We start from the raw sequence: 20270 nt of genomic DNA on the forward strand, positions 1-20270 counted from the left end.
CCATCTGTTGAGATGTGCATGCAAGGGAACATACTGCCGGGGTCCGTGAACCGTTCAACTACGAACGGATACAAGGGAGGACGCAGTGACCCTGTTGCACACCACCCGAGTGCGGCGCAGACGTCTGGGCGTGGCCGCAGCCGCGGCCGGGCTGCTCGCCACACTGCTGACCGCGGGACCCGCGGCCGCGATCCCGGACCCCGGTGACACCGCGGCCGGCGGCAAGGTCTCCTCGAGCCAGGCGGCCGAAACCCGAGCGGCGCTCACGAGCGGCGAGATACCGGGCGTGGACGAGGTCGTCCACAGCGACAACATCCAGCATCTGGCCAACATCCCCAAGGAGGCGCTGCCGGGCACCAACTCGGACCTCGCCTTCCAGGGCAAGTACGCCTTCGCCGGCAACTACGACGGTTTCCGGATCTTCGACATCTCCAACCCCAGGGCCCCGAAGACCGTGGCGCAGGTGCTGTGCCCCGGATCGCAGAACGACATCAGCGTCTCCGGTGACCTGCTCTTCCTGTCCACCGACTCCTCACGCAGCGACAACTCGTGCAACAGCGTGTCCCAGCCGGCGACGGAGAAGGCGTCGTGGGAGGGCATGAAGATCTTCGACATCAGCGACAAGCGCAACCCGAAGTACGTCGCCGCCGTCGAGACCGCGTGCGGCTCGCACACGCACACCCTCGTGCCTGAGCGCAGGAACGTCTACGTCTACGTCTCCTCGTACTCGCCCAACGCCGCGTTCCCGGACTGCCAGCCGCCGCACGACGGGATCTCCGTCATCAAGGTGCCGCGCAAGGCCCCCGAGAGGGCCGCGATCGTGAACTTCCCGGTGCTTTTCCCGGGGGAGGGTCCCGACGGCGGCGGCAACCCCGGCGGGCCGGCCAACCCGGGCGTCTCCAAGACCACCGGCTGCCACGACATCACGGTCCTGCCCTCCAAGGACCTTGCCGCGGGCGCGTGCATGGGTGACGGCATCCTGTTCGACATCGAGGATCCGGAGCACCCGAGGGTCATCGACCAGGTCCAGGACAACGTCAACTTCGCGTTCTGGCACTCGGCGACGTTCAACCAGCGGGCCAACAAGGTCGTCTTCACCGATGAGCTCGGTGGTGGCGTCGGCGCCACCTGCAACGCCGAGATCGGCCCGAACCGCGGTGCGGACGGCATCTACGACATCGTCGGCAAGGGCGACCGGCGCAAGCTGGTCTTCCGCAGCTACTTCAAGATCGACCGGCACCAGGCAAACACCGAGAACTGCGTGGCCCACAACGGCTCGCTGATCCCGGTCAAGGGCCGCGACATCATGGTGCAGGCCTGGTACCAGGGCGGCGTCTCGGTGTGGGACTTCACCAACTCGGCCGAGCCGAAGGAGATCGGCTACTTCGAGCGCGGTCCGGTCAGCGCGACCACGCTCACCACCGGCGGATCCTGGTCGGCGTACTACTACAACGGCTACATCTACTCCAACGACATCGCCAAGGGCTTCGACGTACTCAAGATCAATGACCGGCGCACCGACGCCGGCAGGTGGGTACGGATGCACGAGCTCAATGTGCAGACCCAGCCGGACTACTTCGACGACTTCGACGACTGATTCCGGCGCTGAACAGGCGTGCCGCCGGGTGGCGGTCCACCCGGCGGCACGCCGAGCTCCCAGTCCAGCCCGTACCGCTGGAACAGCTCCGCGCGCAGCCGCGCGCGGGGCATCGGCGCACCGGGCAGCAGGACCGCGACGACCGCGCCCATCAGCAGGGCGCGCAGCAGCGGATAGTCGGTGTCGATGTCCCGCGATCCGTAGCGCTCCACGGTGTCCCGCAGCAGATGTGCCAGTCGCTGCTGCTCCGGGCACTGGACGAATCCGTCGGCCTGCAGGATTCCCGCCATATGCGTACGCATGAGCACCGGACGGTCGGCCGCGAGTCCGAGGATGGCGTCGATGGCGCGCGCCAGCCGCTCCCGCCCGTCGTCCGTGCGCGGCTCGCGTTCCAGAGCGGCCTGAAGCGTCAGATGCATGAGCCGGTGCACGGCCGACTGCAGCAGCTGACGTTTTCCCGGGAAGTAGTACGAGACCAGTCCGCGGGCGCAGCCCGCCCGGTCCGCGATGTCGCCGAGCGTCGTGGCCTCGTATCCGTGCTGGTCGACCAGCTCCCACGTCGCCTGCAGCAGCCGCTCCCGGGAACGCCGACGAAGTTCTTCATTGACCGATGCGCTCCGCGGGGACATGCTGGACTCCTGCGTTGACTGGCTCCGAGCCAGTATATTCAGCGCATCCCGTCCAGGACCCGTCAGGGTCCGGTGAGGCGGGCTGCTGCCCGAACCGGGCGACGCGGGGGATCGTCCGGTTCGGGTGGGCTTCTCATGCCTTCAGTGTGCTCCCGTGCCGTCCGCGGACGCGGCGGCCCCGCCGCGGTCCACGATTTCCAGCACCGGGCGAAGCCCCGCGGGGCGCTCGTCGACCGGCAGATGGTCCACGAAGTGCACCGCGCATCCCACGGCCACCGCTCCGCCGTCCGCCCGCCGGTCGTCTCCCACCATCAGTACCTCGCCCGGATTGCGGCCCAGCACTTCGCACGCGGCGCGGAACAGCCGGGCGTCAGGCTTCTGCACCCCGTGCTCGTACGACAGCGTGTAGCCGTCGACCAGGGCGTCGAGTCCATGGGCGCGGAAGACCGGCCGCAGATCCCAGCCGATGTTGCTCACCACCCCGACGCCCACCCCGCGCTCCCGCAGTCCGCGCAGCACCTCGGCGGCGTCGGGGTAGGGCCGCCAGGCCGCGGGCGTCATATGGCGGTCGTATAGCGCGTCGTACAGATCCTCGTCCGGCAGCGCCACTTGGCGGGCCAGGCCCGTGTAGGCGGCCCGGTGACGCTCGGAGCTCTCGTCCCGGGTCGCCCACAGGGCGGAAAGCCGCTGCGGCAGCCGCATCGGCGACGCCCCGCCCGGCAGCGCCCCCGCGACTTCCAGCTCATGGGCGCAGCGGACCAGTTCCGCCTCGGGCCAGGTCTCGCCGCGCGCCGCCAGCGTGGCTCGCAGCCAGGACGTCGTCGATTCGATGCGCAGCAGCGTGCCGGAGAAATCGAAGAGGACTGCCTTGATCGTCATGCCGTCGATCCTTCCGGGGTCAGTGGCCCCGGGACAAGGCCACCTGTTCGTACGAGGCGACGGCGGCGGCCACCAGGCACACCCCGAGCAGCCAGCCGCCCAGGACGTCCGTCGGCCAGTGCACGCCGAGATGGACCCGGGTGAAACCCACCCCGGCCACCGAGACCGCGGCGACCGCGACGCACCAGCCCCACAGCTGACCGTCCACCCCGTGGCGCCGCAGCAGCCACAGCAGCAGCCCGCAGGTGACCGCCGCGGTCATCGCATGACCGGACGGGTACGCCGCGTAGCGCGCCGAGTCCACGGGGTCCGGCCAGGAGGGGCGCTCCCGCCCCACGGCGGCCTTCAGACCCTGCTGGGCGGCGGTGCCGATCGCACTCGTGGCGACGACCCACATCGCGAGCAGCCGCTCACGGTGCAGCCAGAGCCATACGGCGGCCAGCGCGACCAGCGCGCGCATCGTCCAGGGGTCCCACACCCAGTCCGAGAACACCCGATTGGCCCGGGTGAAGCCGGGCTCGGCCACCGCCGAGCGGTGCAGGGCGTCGCTCACGGCCCGGTCGAAGGAGACCAGCGGCAACCAATCGACGGCGACCGGTACCACCAGAATCACGGAAAGGGCCGCGATCACGAGGGCGGTACGGGCCGGGACGGTGACCGGGGAGTGCGGCGGCGGGGACGGTGTGGGCCGCGCGGCGGCCGGGCGAGCGGAGTGCATGCACCGATCCTGCCCAATCGCAGTCCCGGATCTATCCCAGCGCGCGCAGGCCCGGTACGAAGGCCACCAGCAACGGAATGACGGGGACCAGCGCCGCGGCCGCCGTCAGCCGCAACCGGCGGCCCGTGGTGAGCCGGGGCACCGGGGCCAGCAGCCGGTTGACCCGCTGTGGAAGCTCGGCGTCCGGCGTCGGGCACGGTCCGAACACTCCGCGGTCCTCGTTGAGTTCGACCAGCGCCAGCGCGACCGTGAGCCGGCCGAAGCGCCGTGAGGCCACATCGTCCGCCGCGAGCTCCACCAACCGGTGCATCTCGTCACGGAACGCGGCGAACACCGGAATCTGCGGGAACCCGTTGGCCAGCGCGGCGGAACAGTGCAGCAGCCAGTCGTGGCGCGCCCGCGCATGGCCCTCCTCGTGCGCCAGCACGGCATCGAGCTGGAGCCCCTTCAATCGGCGCACCGCGGACGTCGTGACGACCAGTTGCGGTGTGCTGCCGGGCAGCCACCAGGCCTCGGGGCGTTCCCCCTCCAGGACCACCAGCGGCTCGCCTCCCGGCTCTTCGCCCGGCAGCAGCGGGGCGCGCACGAGCAGCTCCGCGCGGCGCTTGCGGTGCCGTGTCTGCGCTCGGCGGATCTCCCGGGTGAGCATCGCGCCGGTCCACAGGCCGCAGCATGCCAGCGCCACCGCGAGCAATGCGGACCAGGGCCCGTTCGAGCCCAGGGCATAGGCCTCCACCACGCCGTGCGGCGCGGGCGCGAAGACATGGCCGCGGACGAGCTGCCAGGCGGCTGCCGCACTGAGAGTCATGGACAGGGCGAACGAGAGCAGCACGGTGGCCACCATGCACTGCCACACCCACAGCGCCACCACCGGTTCGCGCTCCCGCCAGTCCCCCCGTGACACCAGACGCGGGGCCGCCACGGCGAGAAGTGCGCCGAGCAGCAGCAGTGCCAGGGAGACCACCATGGGAACCAGCCTATGAGCGCGGGGCTACTCACGGGTATGGCCGCGCGCGTCAAGTGATGCACGCCACGGTTCGGCCGTGCTGCGCCGTGCTTCGGCCGCGCCGGGCCGGGGCGAGAGCGCTGTGCCGCCGCTCAGAGCGCGAGCAGCATCGCCACCGTGGCGATGCCCATGGAGAGTCTGCAGGCCTGCGCCAGTTCGGGACGGGCTCCCCAGGCGACGGCCGGCGGGACCGGCCCGCCCGCGGGGGAGGGGAGCGGTATCAGCCGCACTCCGGAGCGCAGCACATAGCCGGCGAAGTAGACCAGCAGCGCGCCGGTGAGCAGTGGAACGCCCGCGGTGGTGTGCCCCGGCGCCGGGTGCCCCGCGCCGCCCGGGGCCATCGACAGCGCCATGTAGACCATGGCCAGGCAGCCGACGAGATGGTGCAGATGACGGTGGCTGCGCCGGCCGGGCCATGCGGTGCGGACCCCTGCGGCGACGAAGAGCGCCGCGAAGAGCATCCAGCACCACCGCGGCAGGGCGAGCACGGCCACGGGCACGGCCATGGCGGCCATGCCGAAGCTCATCAGCGCCTCGCCTCCCGCTGCCTCGCGCGCTTCTCCCGAGCAACTGCGCATCCGCACCAGGCAGTACGCCCCGCTCGCGGTGCACAGCGACACGAGCAGCCAGCCGGACATCGCAGGTCCGTGCACAGGCACCTCCCCCGACAACGCCGTCGCGGTGTCGATGCCCGGCGCCGCGCGTCGTACACGAGCGCACGGGTGTACGGGGGGAGCACGGCGGGGGCACAGACCCACCCGCGGGCGTACCGCCCCGAAGGCCCGAGGAGCGCCCCGTTACTCTCGACGGAGCCGCATCCAGTGGAACGGAGACGCACCGTATGGACACCGCCCCGCCCCGGGACACCGCCGAACTCATCTACCGCGACGCAGTCGAGGCGGATGTGGAGGTGCTCGTCCCGCTGATCGAGTCGGCCTACCGCGGCGACGCGAGCCGGGCCGGCTGGACCACGGAGGCGGACATCCTCGGCGGGCAGCGAACCGACCCCGAGGGCGTACGCGCGGTGATCACCGCCCCCTGCAGCCGGCTGATGATCGTCGAGTGCGACGGTGTGCCGATCGCCTGCTGTCAGCTCGAACACCGCGGCGACGCAGCCTACTTCGGGATGTTCGCGGTGCGCCCCGAACTCCAGGGCGCCGGCCTGGGCCGCCGGATCATCGCCGAGGCCGAGCGCAGCGCACGCGAGCTGTGGGCCGTGCGGCAGATGCAGATGACGGTGATATCGGTCAGGGACGAGCTGATCGCCTGGTACGAGCGGCGCGGCTACCGCCGTACGGGAGAGCTGAGCCCGTTCCCGTACGGCGACGAGCGCTTCGGCATCCCGCGGCGCGACGATCTCGCCTTCGAGCTGCTGGTGAAGGAACTGTCCTAGGACACCCGGCCGGGGACCGTGCGCGGCCCCGGGCCCGGCCGCCCCGCCGCGTGCCGGCTGCTACGCCGTGAACCGCCCCGTGCGCCTGATCTCGGGAAAGTCGGTGGTCGCTCCGTCGAGTTCGAAGGCGCGCACCAGGCGCAGGTGCTCCTGGGTGTTCACCACCCAGCCGATCACCTTGAGCCCTTCGGCGTGCGCGTGCTCCACGGTCTCCAGGGTCAGGCGGCGGATGTTCAGCGCCAGCGAGAGCGCGCCCACCGCCTTCGCACGGTCCACGATGTCCGAGCCCCAGCGGCTGGCGATCAGCACCGTGCGCACACCCGGCACCAGGGTCGCGATCTCGGCGACGGCTTCGTCGTGGAACGACGACACCTCGACGCGGTGCACGAGATCGCGGCGGTGCATCACATCGGCCAGCGCCCGGGCCGCCGCCACATCCTTGATCTCGGCCTGGAGCGGGGAGCGGACCGCATCGAGCACCTCCTCGAAGACCGGAACCCGCTCGCCCTTGCCCGCGTCGAGCTCCCGCAGCTCCGCGAGTGTCTTCTCGGCGATGGGGCCTTTTCCGTCGGTCGTACGGTCCACGTCCGCGTCGTGCATGACGGCGAGCGCGCCGTCCTTGCTGAGGTGCAGATCCAGCTCGATGGCGTCCATGCCGCACTGCTCGGCGCGGACGAAGGAACGCAGGGTGTTCTCCGGCTCGACGCCCATGACCCCGCGATGACCGATGGTGAAGAAAGTCAAGATTCTCTCGCTTCCGTCGACGGCGGCTCGCGCGCGGGCGCGCCCGGCGCCCACGCGGCAAGGACGCAGCCTAGTGGCCCGCACCGGCGATGGAACCGCCCCTGCGCAGAGCTGTCGAGGCTGCGGGGCCGGGCTCCGCACGGCCCCGCAGCCTCGACAGCCGCTTGCTGTGTCACTCGCCCGTGGGCGCGTCACTCCCGCTCTTGACATGTCGGCGGGAGCAAGGAAGCCACCGCGGTCCCGGGGTCCTGCCGCAAGAATTGTTGTGATCAGGGGAACAGGCAGGATAATTTCCCCTGGCTCTACTTGTATGAAAGAACGCGCGATGGATACGGTGTCTTGACGCGAGGTTCTCCCGTGAAGGAAGTGACATGACGGAAATTCTTGTGCAGGACGTGGCTGCGAAGGGCATATCCCACGCCACCCGCGTGGTGGACCACCCGAGCTGGCCCAAGCTCAAGAGCGCCGTCGAGGAGATCCGGCCCTGGCAGTCCAAGGATGGCTCGATCGACTTCGATGCCGAGGGTGCCCCGGTGCGCGCCGCGGCCGAGTACGCGGTCGAGCGGCTGATCGCCGCTGTCGAGGAGCTGTCCCCCCTGCTCCCGCACGACGCCTTGTACCACGCCGCGCTCGTCGGCGACCTGAAGAAGTGGGCTGACGGCGCCTTCGACGTCCCAGACTTCCTGGACTCCCTGCTCGCCTTCCAGCCCGCCGCGAACCGGGTGGACGGCCTGCAGCACCTGGTCGTCTTCCCCATGTACACCCAGAACGGCAACCCGGACCGCAATCTGGAAGCTGTCGTGCTGCGCATGGTCTGGCCGGAGTGGCTCGCCGAGCTCGAGGCCACCCGCTACGACAACCCGCTGTTCTGCGGCATCACCTTCGAGGACTTCACCGCGGGGTACGACACCAACTCCGCGGTGCTCTTCCCTGAGACCATCGCCGTGCGCGAGGCCCCCGAGCGCTTCACCTGGGGCGGCATCTTCTGCGACCGCGAGGCCGCCCGCTTCCGTGCCGTCACCGACGAGGCCGTTCGCATCCTCGGTCTCGAGCTGCCCGACGACATTCGCGAGATGGTCGGCGACCAGGAGCGCTGCGAGAAGGCCTTCGTGCTGTGGGACATGGTCCACGACCGTACCCACAGCCACGGTGACCTGCCCTTCGACCCGTTCATGATCAAGCAGCGGCAGCCGTTCTGGATGTACGGCCTGGAGGAGCTGCGCTGCGACCTCACTGCCTTCAAGGAGGCCGTGAAGCTGGAGTCCGAGGGCAACCAGCACGGCCGCGACGTGCAGTACGCGGTGCTCTTCGACCGGATGTTCCGCTTCCCGGTCTCCGGCGACCGGGTGCGCAACTACGACGGAATGGGCGGCCAGCTGCTCTTCGCGTACCTCCACAAGCACGACGTGGTGCGCTGGACCGACAACAAGCTGAAGATCGACTGGCAGCGGGCCCCGCAGGTCACCAACCAGCTCTGCGCCGAGATCGAGAAGCTCTACCGCGACGGCATCGACCGCCCCAAGCTGGTCCACTGGTTCGCCGCGTACGACCTGGTCTCCGCCTACCTCGCCCCGCACCCCGGCTCCCGCTGGGCCAAGGGTCCCGACGCCCTGGACCTGGACCAGCCGCCCCGCAAGCTCGTGGACGATGTGCTTCCTGACGAGTTTCCGCTGAGCATGTTCTATGAGGCGCTTTCCAAGAAGCTGAAGAACGTGATCGCCTCCACCAAGGGGATCACCGGACACAGCGCCTCCGGAGCAGCCGCGTGAACCTTTCCACCCAGGAGGCGACGACCATGAACACGAACGGCACCCTGGACGGCGCAGTGATTGCGGTTGCCGGAGCGGCGGGGCCTGCGGGCCGTGCCGCCCTGCTGCGGCTGGCCGAGGCCGGCGCCACGGTCGTCGCATCGGACGCGAACGCGGAGCGTCTCGCGGAGGCCGTGGACGCGGCCAGGTACGCGCACGGCGGCGCCACCGTCACCGGGGACACCGTCGACCTCCTCGATCTGGCCGCCACACGCGAGTGGGCGGACAAGACCGAGAAGGAGTTCGGCCGGATCGACGGACTGGTGCACCTTGTCGGCGGCTGGCGCGGCAGCGCCTCGTTCGCCGAGACGGACATGGCCGACTGGGATCTGCTGGACAAGCTGCTGGTCCGCACGGTGGCGCACACCGCGCTCGCCTTCCACGACGGTCTGCTGCGCAGCGACAAGGGCCGCTTCGTGCTGATCAGCGCGGCCGGTGCCGGCAAGCCCACCGCGGGCAACGCCGCCTACGCCGCCGCGAAGTCGGCCGCCGAGGCGTGGACGCTCGCGCTCGCCGACGACTTCCGCAAGGCGGGGGGCGAGGAAGGCCCCAAGGCGGCGGCTGCCATCCTGGTCGTCAAGGCACTGGTGCACGACGCCATGCGCGCCGAGCGCCCGAATGCGAAGTTCGCGGGTTTCACCGACGTGAAGGAACTGGCCGAGGCCATCGCCGGAGTGTGGGACCGGCCCGCCAAGGAAGCGAATGGACAGCGTCTGTGGCTGACCCCCAAACCGTGAAGACCGACGCCCGGCGTCACCACGACCCCGACGTACGGGGCTTCGCCAGCGACAACTACGCCGGCGCCCACCCCGAGGTCCTCGCTGCGCTCACCCTGGCGAACGGCGGCCACCAGGTCGCCTACGGCGAGGACCAGTACACCGACCATCTCCAGCGGCTGATGCACAGTCACTTCGGGGCGGGTGCGCAGGCCTACCCGGTCTTCAACGGCACGGGCGCCAATGTGACCGCGCTCCAGGCGCTGACCGACCGCTGGGGTGCGGTGATCTGTGCCGAGACGGCGCACATCAACGTGGACGAGGGCGGCGCGCCGGAGCGGATGGGCGGGCTGAAGCTGCTGACCGTACCGACCCCGGACGGCAAGCTCACGCCCGAGCTCATCGACCGGCAGGCGTGGGGCTGGGAGGACGAGCACCGGGCCATGCCGCAGGTCGTGTCGATCACCCAGAACACCGAGCTGGGCACGGTCTACACCGTGGACGAGATCCGCGCGATCGTCGACCACGCGCACGGCCACGGGATGAAGGTCCATCTCGACGGAGCCCGGATAGCCAACGCCGCGGCGTCGCTGAACGTCCCGATGCGGGCCTTCACCAACGCCGTCGGCGTCGACGTCCTGACCTTCGGCGGCACCAAGAACGGCATGCTCTTCGGTGAGGCCGTCGTGGTGCTCAACCCGGGCGCGGTCAGCCATATGAAGCATCTGCGCAAGCTGTCGATGCAACTCGCCTCCAAGATGCGCTTCGTGTCGGTGCAGCTCGAGGCGCTGCTGGCCAAGGATCTGTGGCTGCGCAACGCACAGCACTCCAACGCCATGGCCCAGCGGCTCGCCGACGGCGTGCGCAGCGTCGACGGCGTGGAGATCCTCCACCCGGTACAGGCCAACGCCGTCTTCGCCCGCCTGCCGCACGATGTGAGCGAGCGGCTGCAGAAGCGGTTCCGGTTCTACTTCTGGGACGAGGCGGCCGGTGATGTGCGCTGGATGTGCTCGTTCGACACCAGCGAGGACGATGTCGATTCCTTCGTCCAGGCACTGAAGGAAGAGATGGCGCACTGACGCGCGATGCATAGACATGCGGCCGACCGGAAAGTCATTGACTTCCGGCCGGTCGCTTTTCTAAGGTCGGCGGGCATGGAGATGATCCAGCGCGTCCCTCAACTCTCTGCATATCTCGCCGCTGACGAGTCGATCGACCATGAACACCCGCTGGTGCGGGAGACGGCCGCCGCTCTTCGAGCCGGGGCGGTCGATGAATGTGCATACGCCAAAGCGGCCTTCGAGTTCGTACGCGACACCATCCCGCACTCGCTTGACACTCAAGATCCGCGCGTCACCTGGCGGGCCTCGGACGTGCTGCGGCACCGGACCGGCATCTGCTGCGCCAAGGCGCACGCGCTCACAGCATTGCTGCGCGCGGAGGGCATCCCCACCGCCTTGTGCTATCAGCGGCTGAGTGTGGTCCATGGGCTGGTCGCCGTGCGGCTGCCGGGGCCCGGGCGGTGGGTGCGGCAGGATCCGCGCGGCAACAAGCCCGGAATCGACGCGCAGTTCTCGCTCGATGGTGAGCGGCTGGCTTTTCCCGTGCGACCGGAGTCCAGTGAGATGGACTATCCAGTAGCATATGATGCACCGCACCCGGCGGTGCTGCGAGCCCTCCGGAGTGCGTCGGACCTGGAGTCCCTGTGGCTCCGCTACCCCGCCGAACTGTGAGGCAAGGCCGGCCATGACACTCACGCTCACCGTCTCCGACCAGGTCAGGGCCATCGCGCCCGGATTCGTGCACATTGCCGTGGAGGCCCGAGGAGTGGTCAACGGGCCCAGCAGTGAGGACAGTTCGGCCCTGCTGGAGGATGCCGCAGGCCGGCTGGCCGCGCGCCTGGACGGCCGCGCCCCGCACGAGGACCCCCACATGGCGGCATGGCGTCAGGCCTACGCGGCCTTCGGGGCCAAGCCCTCCCGTACCCGCAACTCCGCGGAGGCGCTCGCCAGGCGCGCCCTCGCCGACGGCGGGCTGCCGCGCATCAACGCGCTCGTCGACCTCTACAACGCCATCAGCGTGGCCCACCTGATTCCGGTCGGCGGCGAGGACACCGACCACATCGTGGGCGGCATGCGGCTCGTACGTGCCACCGGGCAGGAGCCGTTCGTCACCACGGCGGGCGGCGAGCAGGCCGTGGACCACCCCGAGCCGGGCGAGGTCGTCTGGTGCGACGAGGAAGGCGTGACCTGCCGCCGCTGGAACTGGCGCCAGGGCGTACGCACCCGGCTCACCGAGCACTCCGTGAACGCGCTGTTCCTGCTGGAGGGCATGGCCCCGACGACGAGCGGCGAGCTGGAGGCCGCAGCCACCGAACTCGCCGAGTCGCTGGAGAAGTTGAGCCCCGGGGCGCAGATCACCGTCCACGCCCCGCGGCAGCCGCTACCGGGCCTCGCGCACCTCGGCCGGTGTCGGCGCGGTACCCCCGAGGTGCGCCGGTACCCACCAGGTGTCGTGGGCGTCCTTGGGACGTACCGGGTACGCGCGCTGCGCGGCCTCGAGCAGCTCCTGCACCCGCTCGCGCAGACGCCGGGTGATCGCGCCCGCGTACTGGTCCGTCGGGGCCTCGACCGGCTCGCCGACTCGTATCGTCACCGGGATGTGGGAGCGCGAGAAGTTGCGCGGGCGGCCCTTGGTCCACAGTCGCTGGGTGCCCCACAGCGCCATCGGGATCAGCGGCACGCCGGCCTCCTGGGCCAGCCGGGCGGCGCCCGACTTGAAGGACTTCAGCGTGAAGGACTGCGAGATGGTGGCTTCGGGGAAGACACCGACGATCTCGCCCGAGCGCAGCGAGTCGAGGGCATGGGCGTAGGCCGCCTCACCCTGCTTACGGTCCACCGGGATGTGCTTCATGCCCCGCATCAGCGGACCGGAGATCTTGTGCCGGAACACGGACTCCTTCGCCATGAAGCGGACCAGGCGCTTCTGCGGCAGCGCGGCCAGACCGGTGAAGATGAAGTCCAGATAGCTGATGTGGTTGCTGACGAGCACCGCCCCGCCGGACCGCGGAATGTTCTGTGACCCCTGGATGTCGATCTTCAGGTCGAGTGCCTTGAACATCGTGAGGGCGGCACCGACGACCGGCCGATAGACGAGCTCTGCCATCTGAGGAGGACCCTTTCGTCGTGCCCGGGGAGGGTTCTCCCGGCGGAAGTTACGCAGCCGTAGGTTTTCGGCATCGGGCCGATCGTGCCCCATGTACGGCGCGTAGACCAGTCCCGGCGCCCTGTGTGGGCGAGATTCTTGTCACGTCACGTTGGTTCACCTCACCGACTCATCTGCGTCGCCCGCCTGAGCAGCAGGTACACCTCGCACCCGAGGCAGTACCCGAAGGCGGCGCTGAGGAAGGCCGCGGCCAGCGCGCAGCCGACGGCGGCGAGCCCGAGCCACTGGGCTCCCAGGGCCGGCCCGGCGAGGCCGAGCACGCCGAAGAACAGTCCGACGGCCTGCGCGAAACGCGGCGGCGCCGGCGACTCGACCTCGGTTGGCGGACCGATGCGGGGGCGCACGGCGGTACGGAACAGCCATCCGTAGGGAGTGCGCTGCACGCCGAGCGCCGTGCCCACGGCGAAGCAGAGCGTCTGCCAGGCCAGCAGCAGATCGCTGCCCGTGACGAGTACGACGGCGAGTACGAGTGCGGTGACGGCGGCCCCGAAGCGCGGCCCCCTGACGTCGATGTCCATGCCGCACAGCATCGCGCACCGGATCCGGCCCCGGACGCCGGGAATCTTTGCGGTCCTGTGAACGCTGCACCCTGGGATGTCCGGACTCATGGTGTGTGTGGCGGTGCTCGCGGCGGCGAGCGCCTTCGGGCTGTGGCAGCGGCGCAGCAACGGGAGGCTGAAGGTGCGGGAGCGGGACGCGGAGCGGCGCCTGGGCGTGGGCGAACTGGGTGCGGAGCTCGGACGCCGGGCGACGCTGGTGCAGTTCTCCAGCGCGTTCTGCCAGCCGTGCCGGGCCACCCGGCGCACCCTCGCCGACATCGCCGGCATGGTCGAGGGCGTCGTCCATGTGGAGCTGGACGCCGAGGACCGGCTCGAGCTGGTACGGGAGCTCGGTGTCATGAAGACACCCACCGTGCTCGTGCTCGACGCCGACGGACGGATCGTCACCAGAGCCGCCGGCCAGCCGCGCAAGGCGGATGTGATCGCCGCCCTCGGCCGGGTGTTCTGACTTTGCGTGACCCTGGTCCCACATTCCGGTGCGCACTTGACTGCACGCGCGGACAATCGTCAGTCTGACGCTGTGCCACCGATTCTCCTTCTCCACGGGCGGGCTCATGTGGACCTCGCCCGGAACGCGAGTGCGCGCTGTCCGGCTGACCGGGCAGTCGCAGCCACCCCGTTCGCATCTCCCGCAGAAGGACTCCTCGATGACGGCCTCGCCCGATCTCGGCACGACACAGCTCGCCTCGCCCGATCTGCTCCGGTCGGTCTTCCGTAGGCACGCCGCCGGCGTCGCGGTGATCACGGCCCAGGGCGCCCGCCCGGTCGGGTTCACCGCCACCTCGCTCACCTCCGTCGCGGCCGACCCGCCGCTGCTCTCCTTCGGGGTGGGGACCTCCTCCTCCAGCTGGTCCGTGCTCGCCGAGGCCGAGCACATAGGCGTCCACGTGCTCGGCGAGCATCAGCAGGAGCTGGCGGCCACCTTCGCGCGCAGCGGGGCCGACCGGTTCGCTTCGCCGACGAGCTGGCGTACGGGCCCGGAGGGCGTACCGGTGCTCGACGGCGTGCTCGCCTGGCTGGTGTGCCGTGTCGTCGCCCGCGTACCCGCCGGGGATCATCGGCTCGTGATCGCCGAGGCCGTCGTCGGCGACCCCGCCGGGGCGGGGCGGCCCCTGCTCTACCACCAAGGACGCTTCAACGCGCTGAGGGACTGAAAGTTCCCCCGCGGCGCCGGAGAATGGCACGCTGGGGGCGTTGGCAAGGTCACAGCGCCAAGCGCTTGCTTACCTTGAAAACACCCGATGTACTGACGAGTAATATTTCGATCGGAGCGCGGCCCGCCCCGACCGGGATCCGCCCCATCGGACGCCTATGCTGCGTTCACAAGGCATTCCAGTAGAGACGATGCAGTAGGAGAGCCGGCGTGAGCCTGAGGATCGTTGTCTGTGTGAAGTACGTGCCCGACGCCACCGGCGACCGGCACTTCGCCGATGACCTGACCGTCGACCGTGATGACGTGGACGGCCTTCTGTCCGAGCTCGACGAGTACGCGGTCGAGCAGGCGCTGCAGATCGCCGACGAGGCGGACGACGCCGAGGTCACCGTGCTGACGGTCGGCCCCGAGGACGCCAAGGACGCGCTGCGCAAGGCTCTGTCGATGGGCGCCGACAAGGCCGTCCACGTCGAGGACGACGACCTGCACGGCTCCGACGTGATGGGCACCTCGCTGGTGCTGGCCAAGGCGATCGAGAAGACCGGCTACGACCTGGTCATCGCCGGTATGGCCTCCACCGACGGCACCATGGGCGTGCTGCCGGCGATCCTCGCCGAGCGTCTGGGTGTCCCGCAGGTCACCCTGCTGTCCGAGGTCTCGGTCGAGGACGGTGTCGTCAAGGGCCGCCGTGACGGTGACACCGCGAGCGAGCAGCTCGAGGCGTCCCTGCCGGCCGTCGTGTCCGTGACGGACCAGTCGGGTGAGGCCCGTTACCCGTCTTTCAAGGGCATCATGGCCGCCAAGAAGAAGCCGGTCGAGTCCCTGGACCTCGAGGACCTCGAGATCGACGCCGACGAGGTCGGCCTCGAGGGCGCCTGGACCAAGGTCGACTCGGCGGCCGAGCGTCCGGCCCGCACCGCCGGCACGATCGTCAAGGACGAGGGCGAGGGCGGCAAGCAGCTCGCGGAGTTCCTCGCGAGCCAGAAGTTCATCTGAGCTTCGGTCATCACCCCAACCGCCCCTCACACTTCGCAAGCAGGAGAGAAGAAGTCCCATGGCTGAAGTTCTCGTCTACGTCGACCACGTGGACGGCGCCGTCCGCAAGCCCACCCTGGAGCTGCTGACGCTGGCCCGCCGCATCGGTGAGCCCGTGGCTGTCGCCCTGGGTGCCGGCGCCGAGGCCACCGCCGCCACGCTCGCCGAGCACGGCGCGGTCAAGGTCCTGACCGCGGACGCCGCCGAGTTCGCCGACTACCTCGTCGTGCCGAAGGTGGACGCGCTGCAGGCCGCGTACGAGGCCGTCTCCCCGGCCGCCGTGCTCGTGCCGTCCTCCGCCGAGGGCAAGGAGATCGCGGCCCGTCTCGCGGTCCGCATCGGCTCCGGCATCATCACCGACGCCGTCGACCTCGAGGCCGGCGACGAGGGCCCGGTGGCGACGCAGTCCGCGTTCGCGGCCTCCTTCACCACCAAGTCCCGCGTCTCCAAGGGCACCCCGGTCATCACGGTCAAGCCGAACTCGGCTCCCGTCGAGGCCGCCCCGGCCGCCGGTGCGGTCGAGGCGCTCGCCGTGTCGTTCTCCGAGAAGGCCACCGGCACCAAGGTCGTCTCGCGCACCCCGCGTGAGTCCACCGGCCGCCCCGAGCTGACCGAGGCCGCGATCGTGGTCTCCGGCGGCCGTGGCGTCAACGGTGCCGAGAACTTCGCGATCATCGAGGCGCTGGCCGACTCGCTCGGTGCCGCCGTCGGCGCCTCCCGCGCCGCCGTCGACGCCGGCTGGTACCCGCACACCAACCAGGTCGGCCAGACCGGCAAGTCGGTCTCGCCGCAGCTGTACATCGCCTCCGGTATCTCCGGCGCGATCCAGCACCGGGCCGGTATGCAGACCTCGAAGACCATCGTGGCCATCAACAAGGACGCCGAGGCCCCGATCTTCGACCTGGTCGACTACGGCGTGGTCGGCGACCTCTTCGAGGTCGTCCCGCAGCTGACCGACGAGGTCAACACCCGCAAGGGCTGACCCGCACATGTCCGCGACAGGGGCCGCACGGTGATCTTCACCGCGCGGCCCCTGGCCGTTGTGAGGGACCATTGACGCAGGTCATGGCCGCCCGTTAACTTCGTTCAACAGAATGTTGATTCCGCTGAGCGGAAACAGAGTGTGCGGAGGGTGCGGGAATGGGGCAGCAGGAGAAGGTGGCGACAAGCCTCGCCGGTGCGGTCAGCGAAGGCATCAGCGCCTCCCTCGCGCCGGTGGACGCCGAGCTCGCCCGCCGCTATCCGGGAGACCCCGGCACTCGCCAGCCGGTCCACACCGTCTATGTACCAGGCAATGCCTTCGGTGCGGACACCATCCGCTCCTGGGGCGACACGGCCCTCGCGGCCCTCGACGAGCACGCTCCCGACGCGGCCTCGCTCGCCCGCGTCCTCGGCCTGTCCGACCAACTCGCCGGGCCCGTGTACACACGCGTACGGGCCAAGCTGGAGCGCGAGCCGGTCGAGGACCTCCGCGTCGACTTCGAGGACGGCTACGCGGGGCGTGAGGAAGACGCCGACGCCGCGCGCGCCGCACGTCTGATCGCCGACGCGTATGACCGGGGGACTGCCGCCCCGTACATGGGCATCCGCATGAAGTGCATGGAAGCCGCCGTACGCGACCGGGGGATCCGCACCCTCGACATCTTCCTCACCGGTCTGATGGAGGCCGGCGGCCTGCCGGACGGGCTGGTGCTCACCCTGCCCAAGGTCACCTACGCCGAGCAGGTCAGCGCGATGGTGCGGCTGCTGGAGGAGTTCGAGAAGGCCCGCGGCCTCCAGGCCGGCCGGATCGGCTTCGAGATCCAGATCGAGACCAGTCAGTCCATCCTCGCCGCCGACGGCACCGCCACCGTCGCCCGGATGATCGACGCAGCCGAAGGCCGCGCCACCGGGCTGCACTACGGCACCTTCGACTACAGCGCCTGCCTCGGCGTCAGCGCCGCCTACCAGGCCAGTGACCACCCCGCTGCCGACCACGCCAAGGCGATCATGCAGGTCGCCGCCGCCGGCACCGGCGTGCGGGTCAGCGACGGCTCCACCAACGTGCTGCCGGTCGGCCCGACGGAGAAGGTCCACGACGCCTGGCGGCTGCACTACGGCCTCACCCGGCGGGCCCTGGCCCGTGCCTACTACCAGGGCTGGGACATGCACCCGGGTCATCTCCCGACCCGCTACGCCGCCGTGTTCGCCTTCTACCGCGAAGGCTTCGAGCAGGCCGCGGCGCGCCTCGCCGCCTACGCCAACCAGGCCGGCGGCGACGTCATGGACGAGCCGGCGACCGCCAAGGCGCTCAGCTCCTATCTGCTGCGCGGCATCGACTGCGGCGCACTCGACACCGCCGAAGTCGCCCGGCTCACCGGCCTGTCGCGCTCGGAGCTCGACGCGTACGCCGCACCTCGTCGCGGAGACCTGACGGCAACAGCACGGTGACAACCGTCTGTTGAACAACGCGGGCGCGCAGCACGGGAGTTGTCGGTGGAGAGGGCGGCGGGCCGGGCGGGAAGGCCCAGGTCCCCGTCGGTGACGTGCACCTCCGGGTGGCGGCAACGACACGCCGGTGCCGCGTCCGACGGTCGGCCCGAGCCGTGCGCGCACCCCGGCCGTGGGATGCGCGCGACGGCGCGTCAGCCGGCCGGCGGGATCTCGCCGGAGCCGCGCGGGATCAGCACCGTTTCGAGCGCCACCTGTGACGGCTCCTCGGCGGCACCGTCGAGCCGGCGGAACAGCCGGTCCGCGGCCGTACGCCCGAGCGCAGCCGCGTCCTGGGCTATGACCGTGATGCCCAGCAGGTCGGCGAGCTCGATGTCGTCGAAGCCGACCAGGGCGATCTGCCTGTCGTGGCCGGCCAGGACCCGTACCGCGGTCACCGTCACCCGGTTGTTGCCGGCGAAGATCGCGGTGACCGGCTCCGCTCCCTCGAGCATGGCGGTGACGGCCGACCGCACCCGCTCCGGGGCCGTCGAGCCGAGCGAGACCCACGCGTCGTCGACCGCGAGCCCGGCGTCCTCCATCGCGGCGCGGTAGCCGCGCAGGCGCTCGACGGCGGTATGGATACGCGGCTGGTCACCGATGAAGCCGATCCGGCGGTGACCGTGCGCGATCAGATGGGCCACGCCCGCGCGGGCGCCGCCGAAGCTGTCCGAGAGGACGACGTCCGCGTCGATCTGGCCCGCGGGGCGGTCGACGAACACGGTGGCGATGCCGGCCTTGATCTCCGGCTCCAGATAGCGGTGGTCGTGACCGGCCGGGATGACGATCAGGCCGTCCACCCGGCGTGCGCACAGCGCGAGCACCAACTCCTGCTCACGCTCGGGGTCCTCGGCACTGGATCCGTTGATCAGCAGCGCTCCGTGGGCCCGGGCGACCTCCTCCACGGCACGGCTGAGCGGACCGTAGAACGGGTCGGCGAGATCCTCCAGCACCAGGCCGATCGACGCGGTGCGGCCCTTGCGCAGCACCCGGGCGCTGTCGTTGCGGCGGAAGCCGAGCGACTCGATGGCCTCCTGCACCCGGCGCTCGGTGTCGGGGGTGACACCCGGCTCCCCGTTGACCACCCGGGAGACCGTCTTGAGTCCTACTCCCGCCCGCGCCGCGACATCCTTCATCGTGGGCCGGTTGCCGTAGCGGGGTTCGGGGCCTCGAGGGCTCCCCGGCGGCAGGGGACGGGTGGAGTCGGCCACAGTGCGCTGTCCTGTCTGATGTCGATGCCTGCCGTCCGGGGCCGGCATTAGGCATATATGACGGTGTGGCGTCGAGCATAGGCCCTGGACAACGTTGTCAGGGGAATGGAGACTGTTATCGAAACCGCAGCTCCGACAGCTCTCCGGGGGAACGCACACCGATGCATACCAGCCTCGTCGCCGCGCTCGACATCGGCGGTACCAAGATCGCCGGTGCGCTGGTGGACGGCAGCGGCACGCTTCTCCTGCGTGCACAGCGCCCGACACCGGCCCGGGAGGACGGCGACACGGTGATGCGGGCGGTCGAGGTCGTCCTGGCGGAACTGTCGGTGTCTCCGCTCTGGGCGGGTGTCACGGCGGTCGGGATCGGGAGCGCGGGCCCCGTGGACGCGTCCGCCGGTACGGTCAGCCCCGTCAATGTCCCGGGCTGGCGCGGCTTTCCGCTGGTGGCAAGGGTCTCCCGGGCCGTCGGCGGACTGCCGGTCGAGCTGGTGGGCGACGGCGTCGCGATGACGGCGGCCGAACACTGGCAGGGCGCGGCTCGCGGCTACGACAACGCGCTGTGCATGGTCGTCTCCACAGGCGTCGGCGGCGGCCTCGTCCTGAACGGGTCCCTGCACACCGGCCCCACGGGCAATGCCGGCCACATCGGCCACATCAGCGTGGACCTGGACGGCGACCTGTGCCCGTGCGGATCGCGCGGGTGCGTCGAGCGCATCGCCAGCGGCCCCAACATCGCCCGCCGCGCGCTGGAGGGCGGCTGGGTGCCGGGCCCCGACGGCGACACCTCCGCCGCGGCCGTGGCGGCCGCCGCGCGGGCCGGCCACCCGGTGGCCCTCGCGTCCTTCGGGCGTGCGGCGCAGGCGCTCGCCGCCGGAATCGCCGCGACCGCGACGCTCGTCGAGATCGACATCGCGGTGATCGGCGGGGGAGTGGCCGGTGCGGGCGAGGTGCTCTTCTCCCCCCTGCGGCGTGCCCTGCGCGACTACGCCGCGCTCTCCTTCGTGCAACGGATCGAGGTGGCGCCCGCGTTGACGGGTACGGACGCCGGGCTCGTGGGCGCGGCGGCCGCCGCTTTGCTCGCAGGCCACGGGGGGAGGGCCCCGCTCGTCAGCGGCCGGTCCTGA

At 70.5% G+C, this 20270-nt stretch carries 21 protein-coding genes and 1 pseudogene; 13 read left to right on the forward strand and 9 right to left on the reverse strand.

Annotated elements, in window-relative coordinates; all coding sequences use genetic code 11:
• Nucleotides 1–85 precede the first annotated feature (85 nt).
• Nucleotides 86–1597 carry an LVIVD repeat-containing protein gene (locus OHS70_RS32520; protein ID WP_328403405.1) on the forward strand — a complete coding sequence of 504 codons (1512 nt, stop codon included), beginning with the start codon at nucleotides 86–88 and terminating at the stop codon, nucleotides 1595–1597.
• On the opposite strand, the gene OHS70_RS32525 is transcribed toward OHS70_RS32520, so the two are convergent.
• The 5 genes from OHS70_RS32525 to OHS70_RS32545 all read right to left on the reverse strand — a co-directional run bounded on the left by OHS70_RS32525 (nucleotide 1573) and on the right by OHS70_RS32545 (nucleotide 5482).
• Nucleotides 1573–2226 carry a TetR/AcrR family transcriptional regulator gene (locus OHS70_RS32525; protein ID WP_328403407.1) on the reverse strand — a complete coding sequence of 218 codons (654 nt, stop codon included), beginning with the start codon at nucleotides 2224–2226 and terminating at the stop codon, nucleotides 1573–1575. The genes OHS70_RS32520 and OHS70_RS32525 overlap by 25 nt on opposite strands.
• Before the next feature lie 141 nt (nucleotides 2227–2367).
• Nucleotides 2368–3099 carry an HAD family hydrolase gene (locus tag OHS70_RS32530; RefSeq protein ID WP_328406066.1) on the reverse strand — a complete coding sequence of 244 codons (732 nt, stop codon included), beginning with the start codon at nucleotides 3097–3099 and terminating at the stop codon, nucleotides 2368–2370.
• A gap of 25 nt (nucleotides 3100–3124) precedes the next feature.
• Nucleotides 3125–3823, reverse strand: coding sequence for a phosphatase PAP2 family protein (locus tag OHS70_RS32535; RefSeq protein ID WP_328403409.1), 699 nt, complete (start codon nucleotides 3821–3823; stop codon nucleotides 3125–3127).
• Between the two features lie 31 nt (nucleotides 3824–3854).
• Nucleotides 3855–4790, reverse strand: a complete 936-nt coding sequence (locus OHS70_RS32540) for a M56 family metallopeptidase (RefSeq protein ID WP_328403411.1) — start codon at nucleotides 4788–4790, stop codon at nucleotides 3855–3857.
• A 131-nt stretch (nucleotides 4791–4921) separates the two neighbouring features.
• Nucleotides 4922–5482 carry a DUF5134 domain-containing protein gene (locus OHS70_RS32545; protein ID WP_328403413.1) on the reverse strand — a complete coding sequence of 187 codons (561 nt, stop codon included), beginning with the start codon at nucleotides 5480–5482 and terminating at the stop codon, nucleotides 4922–4924.
• A 188-nt stretch (nucleotides 5483–5670) separates the two neighbouring features.
• Between OHS70_RS32545 and OHS70_RS32550 the strand changes: the two genes are divergently transcribed.
• Nucleotides 5671–6222, forward strand: a complete 552-nt coding sequence (locus OHS70_RS32550) for a GNAT family N-acetyltransferase (protein WP_328403415.1) — start codon at nucleotides 5671–5673, stop codon at nucleotides 6220–6222.
• Between the two features lie 60 nt (nucleotides 6223–6282).
• Here the strand turns inward: OHS70_RS32550 and OHS70_RS32555 are convergent, their stop codons facing one another.
• Nucleotides 6283–6966 (reverse strand): glycerophosphodiester phosphodiesterase, encoded by a 684-nt coding sequence (locus OHS70_RS32555; RefSeq protein WP_328403417.1) that lies wholly within the window; start codon nucleotides 6964–6966, stop codon nucleotides 6283–6285.
• Nucleotides 6967–7337: 371 nt separating this feature from the next.
• On the opposite strand from OHS70_RS32555, the gene OHS70_RS32560 reads away from it, so the two are divergent.
• The 5 genes and pseudogenes from OHS70_RS32560 to OHS70_RS32580 form a co-directional block, all read left to right on the forward strand.
• Nucleotides 7338–8735 carry a DUF6421 family protein gene (locus tag OHS70_RS32560; RefSeq protein ID WP_328403419.1) on the forward strand — a complete coding sequence of 466 codons (1398 nt, stop codon included), beginning with the start codon at nucleotides 7338–7340 and terminating at the stop codon, nucleotides 8733–8735.
• 26 nt (nucleotides 8736–8761) lie between these two features.
• Nucleotides 8762–9511, forward strand: a complete 750-nt coding sequence (locus OHS70_RS32565) for an SDR family oxidoreductase (RefSeq protein ID WP_328406068.1) — start codon at nucleotides 8762–8764, stop codon at nucleotides 9509–9511.
• The gene (locus tag OHS70_RS32570) at nucleotides 9490–10569 is read left to right on the forward strand and encodes a threonine aldolase family protein (protein WP_328403421.1); all 1080 of its coding nucleotides are present in this window, start codon (nucleotides 9490–9492) and stop codon (nucleotides 10567–10569) included. The genes OHS70_RS32565 and OHS70_RS32570 overlap by 22 nt, the downstream gene beginning before the upstream one ends.
• A 75-nt stretch (nucleotides 10570–10644) precedes the next feature.
• Complete coding sequence (locus OHS70_RS32575) at nucleotides 10645–11223, forward strand: transglutaminase-like domain-containing protein (RefSeq protein ID WP_328403423.1); 579 nt, start codon at nucleotides 10645–10647, stop codon at nucleotides 11221–11223.
• Between the two features lie 13 nt (nucleotides 11224–11236).
• Nucleotides 11237–11923: pseudogene (locus tag OHS70_RS32580) on the forward strand (B3/B4 domain-containing protein); the annotation flags it as partial.
• 9 nt (nucleotides 11924–11932) lie between these two features.
• On the opposite strand, the gene OHS70_RS32585 reads toward OHS70_RS32580, so the two are convergent.
• Nucleotides 11933–12655, reverse strand: coding sequence for a lysophospholipid acyltransferase family protein (locus OHS70_RS32585; RefSeq protein WP_328403425.1), 723 nt, complete (start codon nucleotides 12653–12655; stop codon nucleotides 11933–11935).
• Nucleotides 12656–12816: 161 nt separating this feature from the next.
• On the reverse strand, nucleotides 12817–13233 hold the full coding sequence (locus tag OHS70_RS32590; protein ID WP_328403427.1) for a DUF4395 domain-containing protein: 417 nt from the start codon (nucleotides 13231–13233) through the stop codon (nucleotides 12817–12819).
• Between the two features lie 76 nt (nucleotides 13234–13309).
• On the opposite strand from OHS70_RS32590, the gene OHS70_RS32595 reads away from it, so the two are divergent.
• The 5 genes from OHS70_RS32595 to OHS70_RS32615 all read left to right on the forward strand — a co-directional run bounded on the left by OHS70_RS32595 (nucleotide 13310) and on the right by OHS70_RS32615 (nucleotide 17893).
• Nucleotides 13310–13723: a TlpA family protein disulfide reductase gene (locus OHS70_RS32595; protein ID WP_328403429.1), complete on the forward strand. Its 414-nt coding sequence runs from the start codon at nucleotides 13310–13312 to the stop codon at nucleotides 13721–13723.
• Nucleotides 13724–13922: 199 nt separating this feature from the next.
• Nucleotides 13923–14429 (forward strand): flavin reductase family protein, encoded by a 507-nt coding sequence (locus OHS70_RS32600; RefSeq protein ID WP_328403431.1) that lies wholly within the window; start codon nucleotides 13923–13925, stop codon nucleotides 14427–14429.
• Between the two features lie 209 nt (nucleotides 14430–14638).
• The gene (locus OHS70_RS32605) at nucleotides 14639–15424 is read left to right on the forward strand and encodes an electron transfer flavoprotein subunit beta/FixA family protein (RefSeq protein ID WP_328403433.1); all 786 of its coding nucleotides are present in this window, start codon (nucleotides 14639–14641) and stop codon (nucleotides 15422–15424) included.
• A 58-nt stretch (nucleotides 15425–15482) separates the two neighbouring features.
• Nucleotides 15483–16445, forward strand: coding sequence for an electron transfer flavoprotein subunit alpha/FixB family protein (locus OHS70_RS32610; protein ID WP_328403435.1), 963 nt, complete (start codon nucleotides 15483–15485; stop codon nucleotides 16443–16445).
• A 158-nt stretch (nucleotides 16446–16603) separates the two neighbouring features.
• The gene (locus OHS70_RS32615; protein WP_328403437.1) at nucleotides 16604–17893 is read left to right on the forward strand and encodes a DUF6986 family protein; all 1290 of its coding nucleotides are present in this window, start codon (nucleotides 16604–16606) and stop codon (nucleotides 17891–17893) included.
• A gap of 194 nt (nucleotides 17894–18087) precedes the next feature.
• On the opposite strand, the gene OHS70_RS32620 is transcribed toward OHS70_RS32615, so the two are convergent.
• Complete coding sequence (locus OHS70_RS32620; protein WP_328406070.1) at nucleotides 18088–19068, reverse strand: LacI family DNA-binding transcriptional regulator; 981 nt, start codon at nucleotides 19066–19068, stop codon at nucleotides 18088–18090.
• Nucleotides 19069–19304: 236 nt separating this feature from the next.
• Between OHS70_RS32620 and OHS70_RS32625 the strand changes: the two genes are divergently transcribed.
• Complete coding sequence (locus tag OHS70_RS32625) at nucleotides 19305–20270, forward strand: ROK family protein (protein WP_328403439.1); 966 nt, start codon at nucleotides 19305–19307, stop codon at nucleotides 20268–20270.

Origin of the sequence: Streptomyces sp. NBC_00390 (genome assembly GCF_036057275.1) — a bacterium.
Lineage (GTDB): Bacteria > Actinomycetota > Actinomycetes > Streptomycetales > Streptomycetaceae > Streptomyces.

What these genes read in the sequence shown, in the direction of transcription:
- OHS70_RS32525 (WP_328403407.1), bottom strand. Translation starts at nt 2,226, where the DNA reads ATGTCCCCGCGGAGCGCATCGGTCAATGAAGAACTTCGTCGGCGTTCC.
- OHS70_RS32535 (WP_328403409.1), bottom strand. Translation starts at nt 3,823, where the DNA reads ATGCACTCCGCTCGCCCGGCCGCCGCGCGGCCCACACCGTCCCCGCCG.
- OHS70_RS32540 (WP_328403411.1), bottom strand. Translation starts at nt 4,790, where the DNA reads ATGGTGGTCTCCCTGGCACTGCTGCTGCTCGGCGCACTTCTCGCCGTG.
- OHS70_RS32550 (WP_328403415.1), top strand. Translation starts at nt 5,671, where the DNA reads ATGGACACCGCCCCGCCCCGGGACACCGCCGAACTCATCTACCGCGAC.
- OHS70_RS32560 (WP_328403419.1), top strand. Translation starts at nt 7,338, where the DNA reads ATGACGGAAATTCTTGTGCAGGACGTGGCTGCGAAGGGCATATCCCAC.
- OHS70_RS32565 (WP_328406068.1), top strand. Translation starts at nt 8,762, where the DNA reads ATGAACACGAACGGCACCCTGGACGGCGCAGTGATTGCGGTTGCCGGA.
- OHS70_RS32575 (WP_328403423.1), top strand. Translation starts at nt 10,645, where the DNA reads ATGGAGATGATCCAGCGCGTCCCTCAACTCTCTGCATATCTCGCCGCT.
- OHS70_RS32585 (WP_328403425.1), bottom strand. Translation starts at nt 12,655, where the DNA reads ATGGCAGAGCTCGTCTATCGGCCGGTCGTCGGTGCCGCCCTCACGATG.
- OHS70_RS32590 (WP_328403427.1), bottom strand. Translation starts at nt 13,233, where the DNA reads ATGGACATCGACGTCAGGGGGCCGCGCTTCGGGGCCGCCGTCACCGCA.
- OHS70_RS32595 (WP_328403429.1), top strand. Translation starts at nt 13,310, where the DNA reads ATGTCCGGACTCATGGTGTGTGTGGCGGTGCTCGCGGCGGCGAGCGCC.
- OHS70_RS32600 (WP_328403431.1), top strand. Translation starts at nt 13,923, where the DNA reads ATGACGGCCTCGCCCGATCTCGGCACGACACAGCTCGCCTCGCCCGAT.
- OHS70_RS32610 (WP_328403435.1), top strand. Translation starts at nt 15,483, where the DNA reads ATGGCTGAAGTTCTCGTCTACGTCGACCACGTGGACGGCGCCGTCCGC.
- OHS70_RS32615 (WP_328403437.1), top strand. Translation starts at nt 16,604, where the DNA reads ATGGGGCAGCAGGAGAAGGTGGCGACAAGCCTCGCCGGTGCGGTCAGC.
- OHS70_RS32620 (WP_328406070.1), bottom strand. Translation starts at nt 19,068, where the DNA reads ATGAAGGATGTCGCGGCGCGGGCGGGAGTAGGACTCAAGACGGTCTCC.
- OHS70_RS32625 (WP_328403439.1), top strand. Translation starts at nt 19,305, where the DNA reads ATGCATACCAGCCTCGTCGCCGCGCTCGACATCGGCGGTACCAAGATC.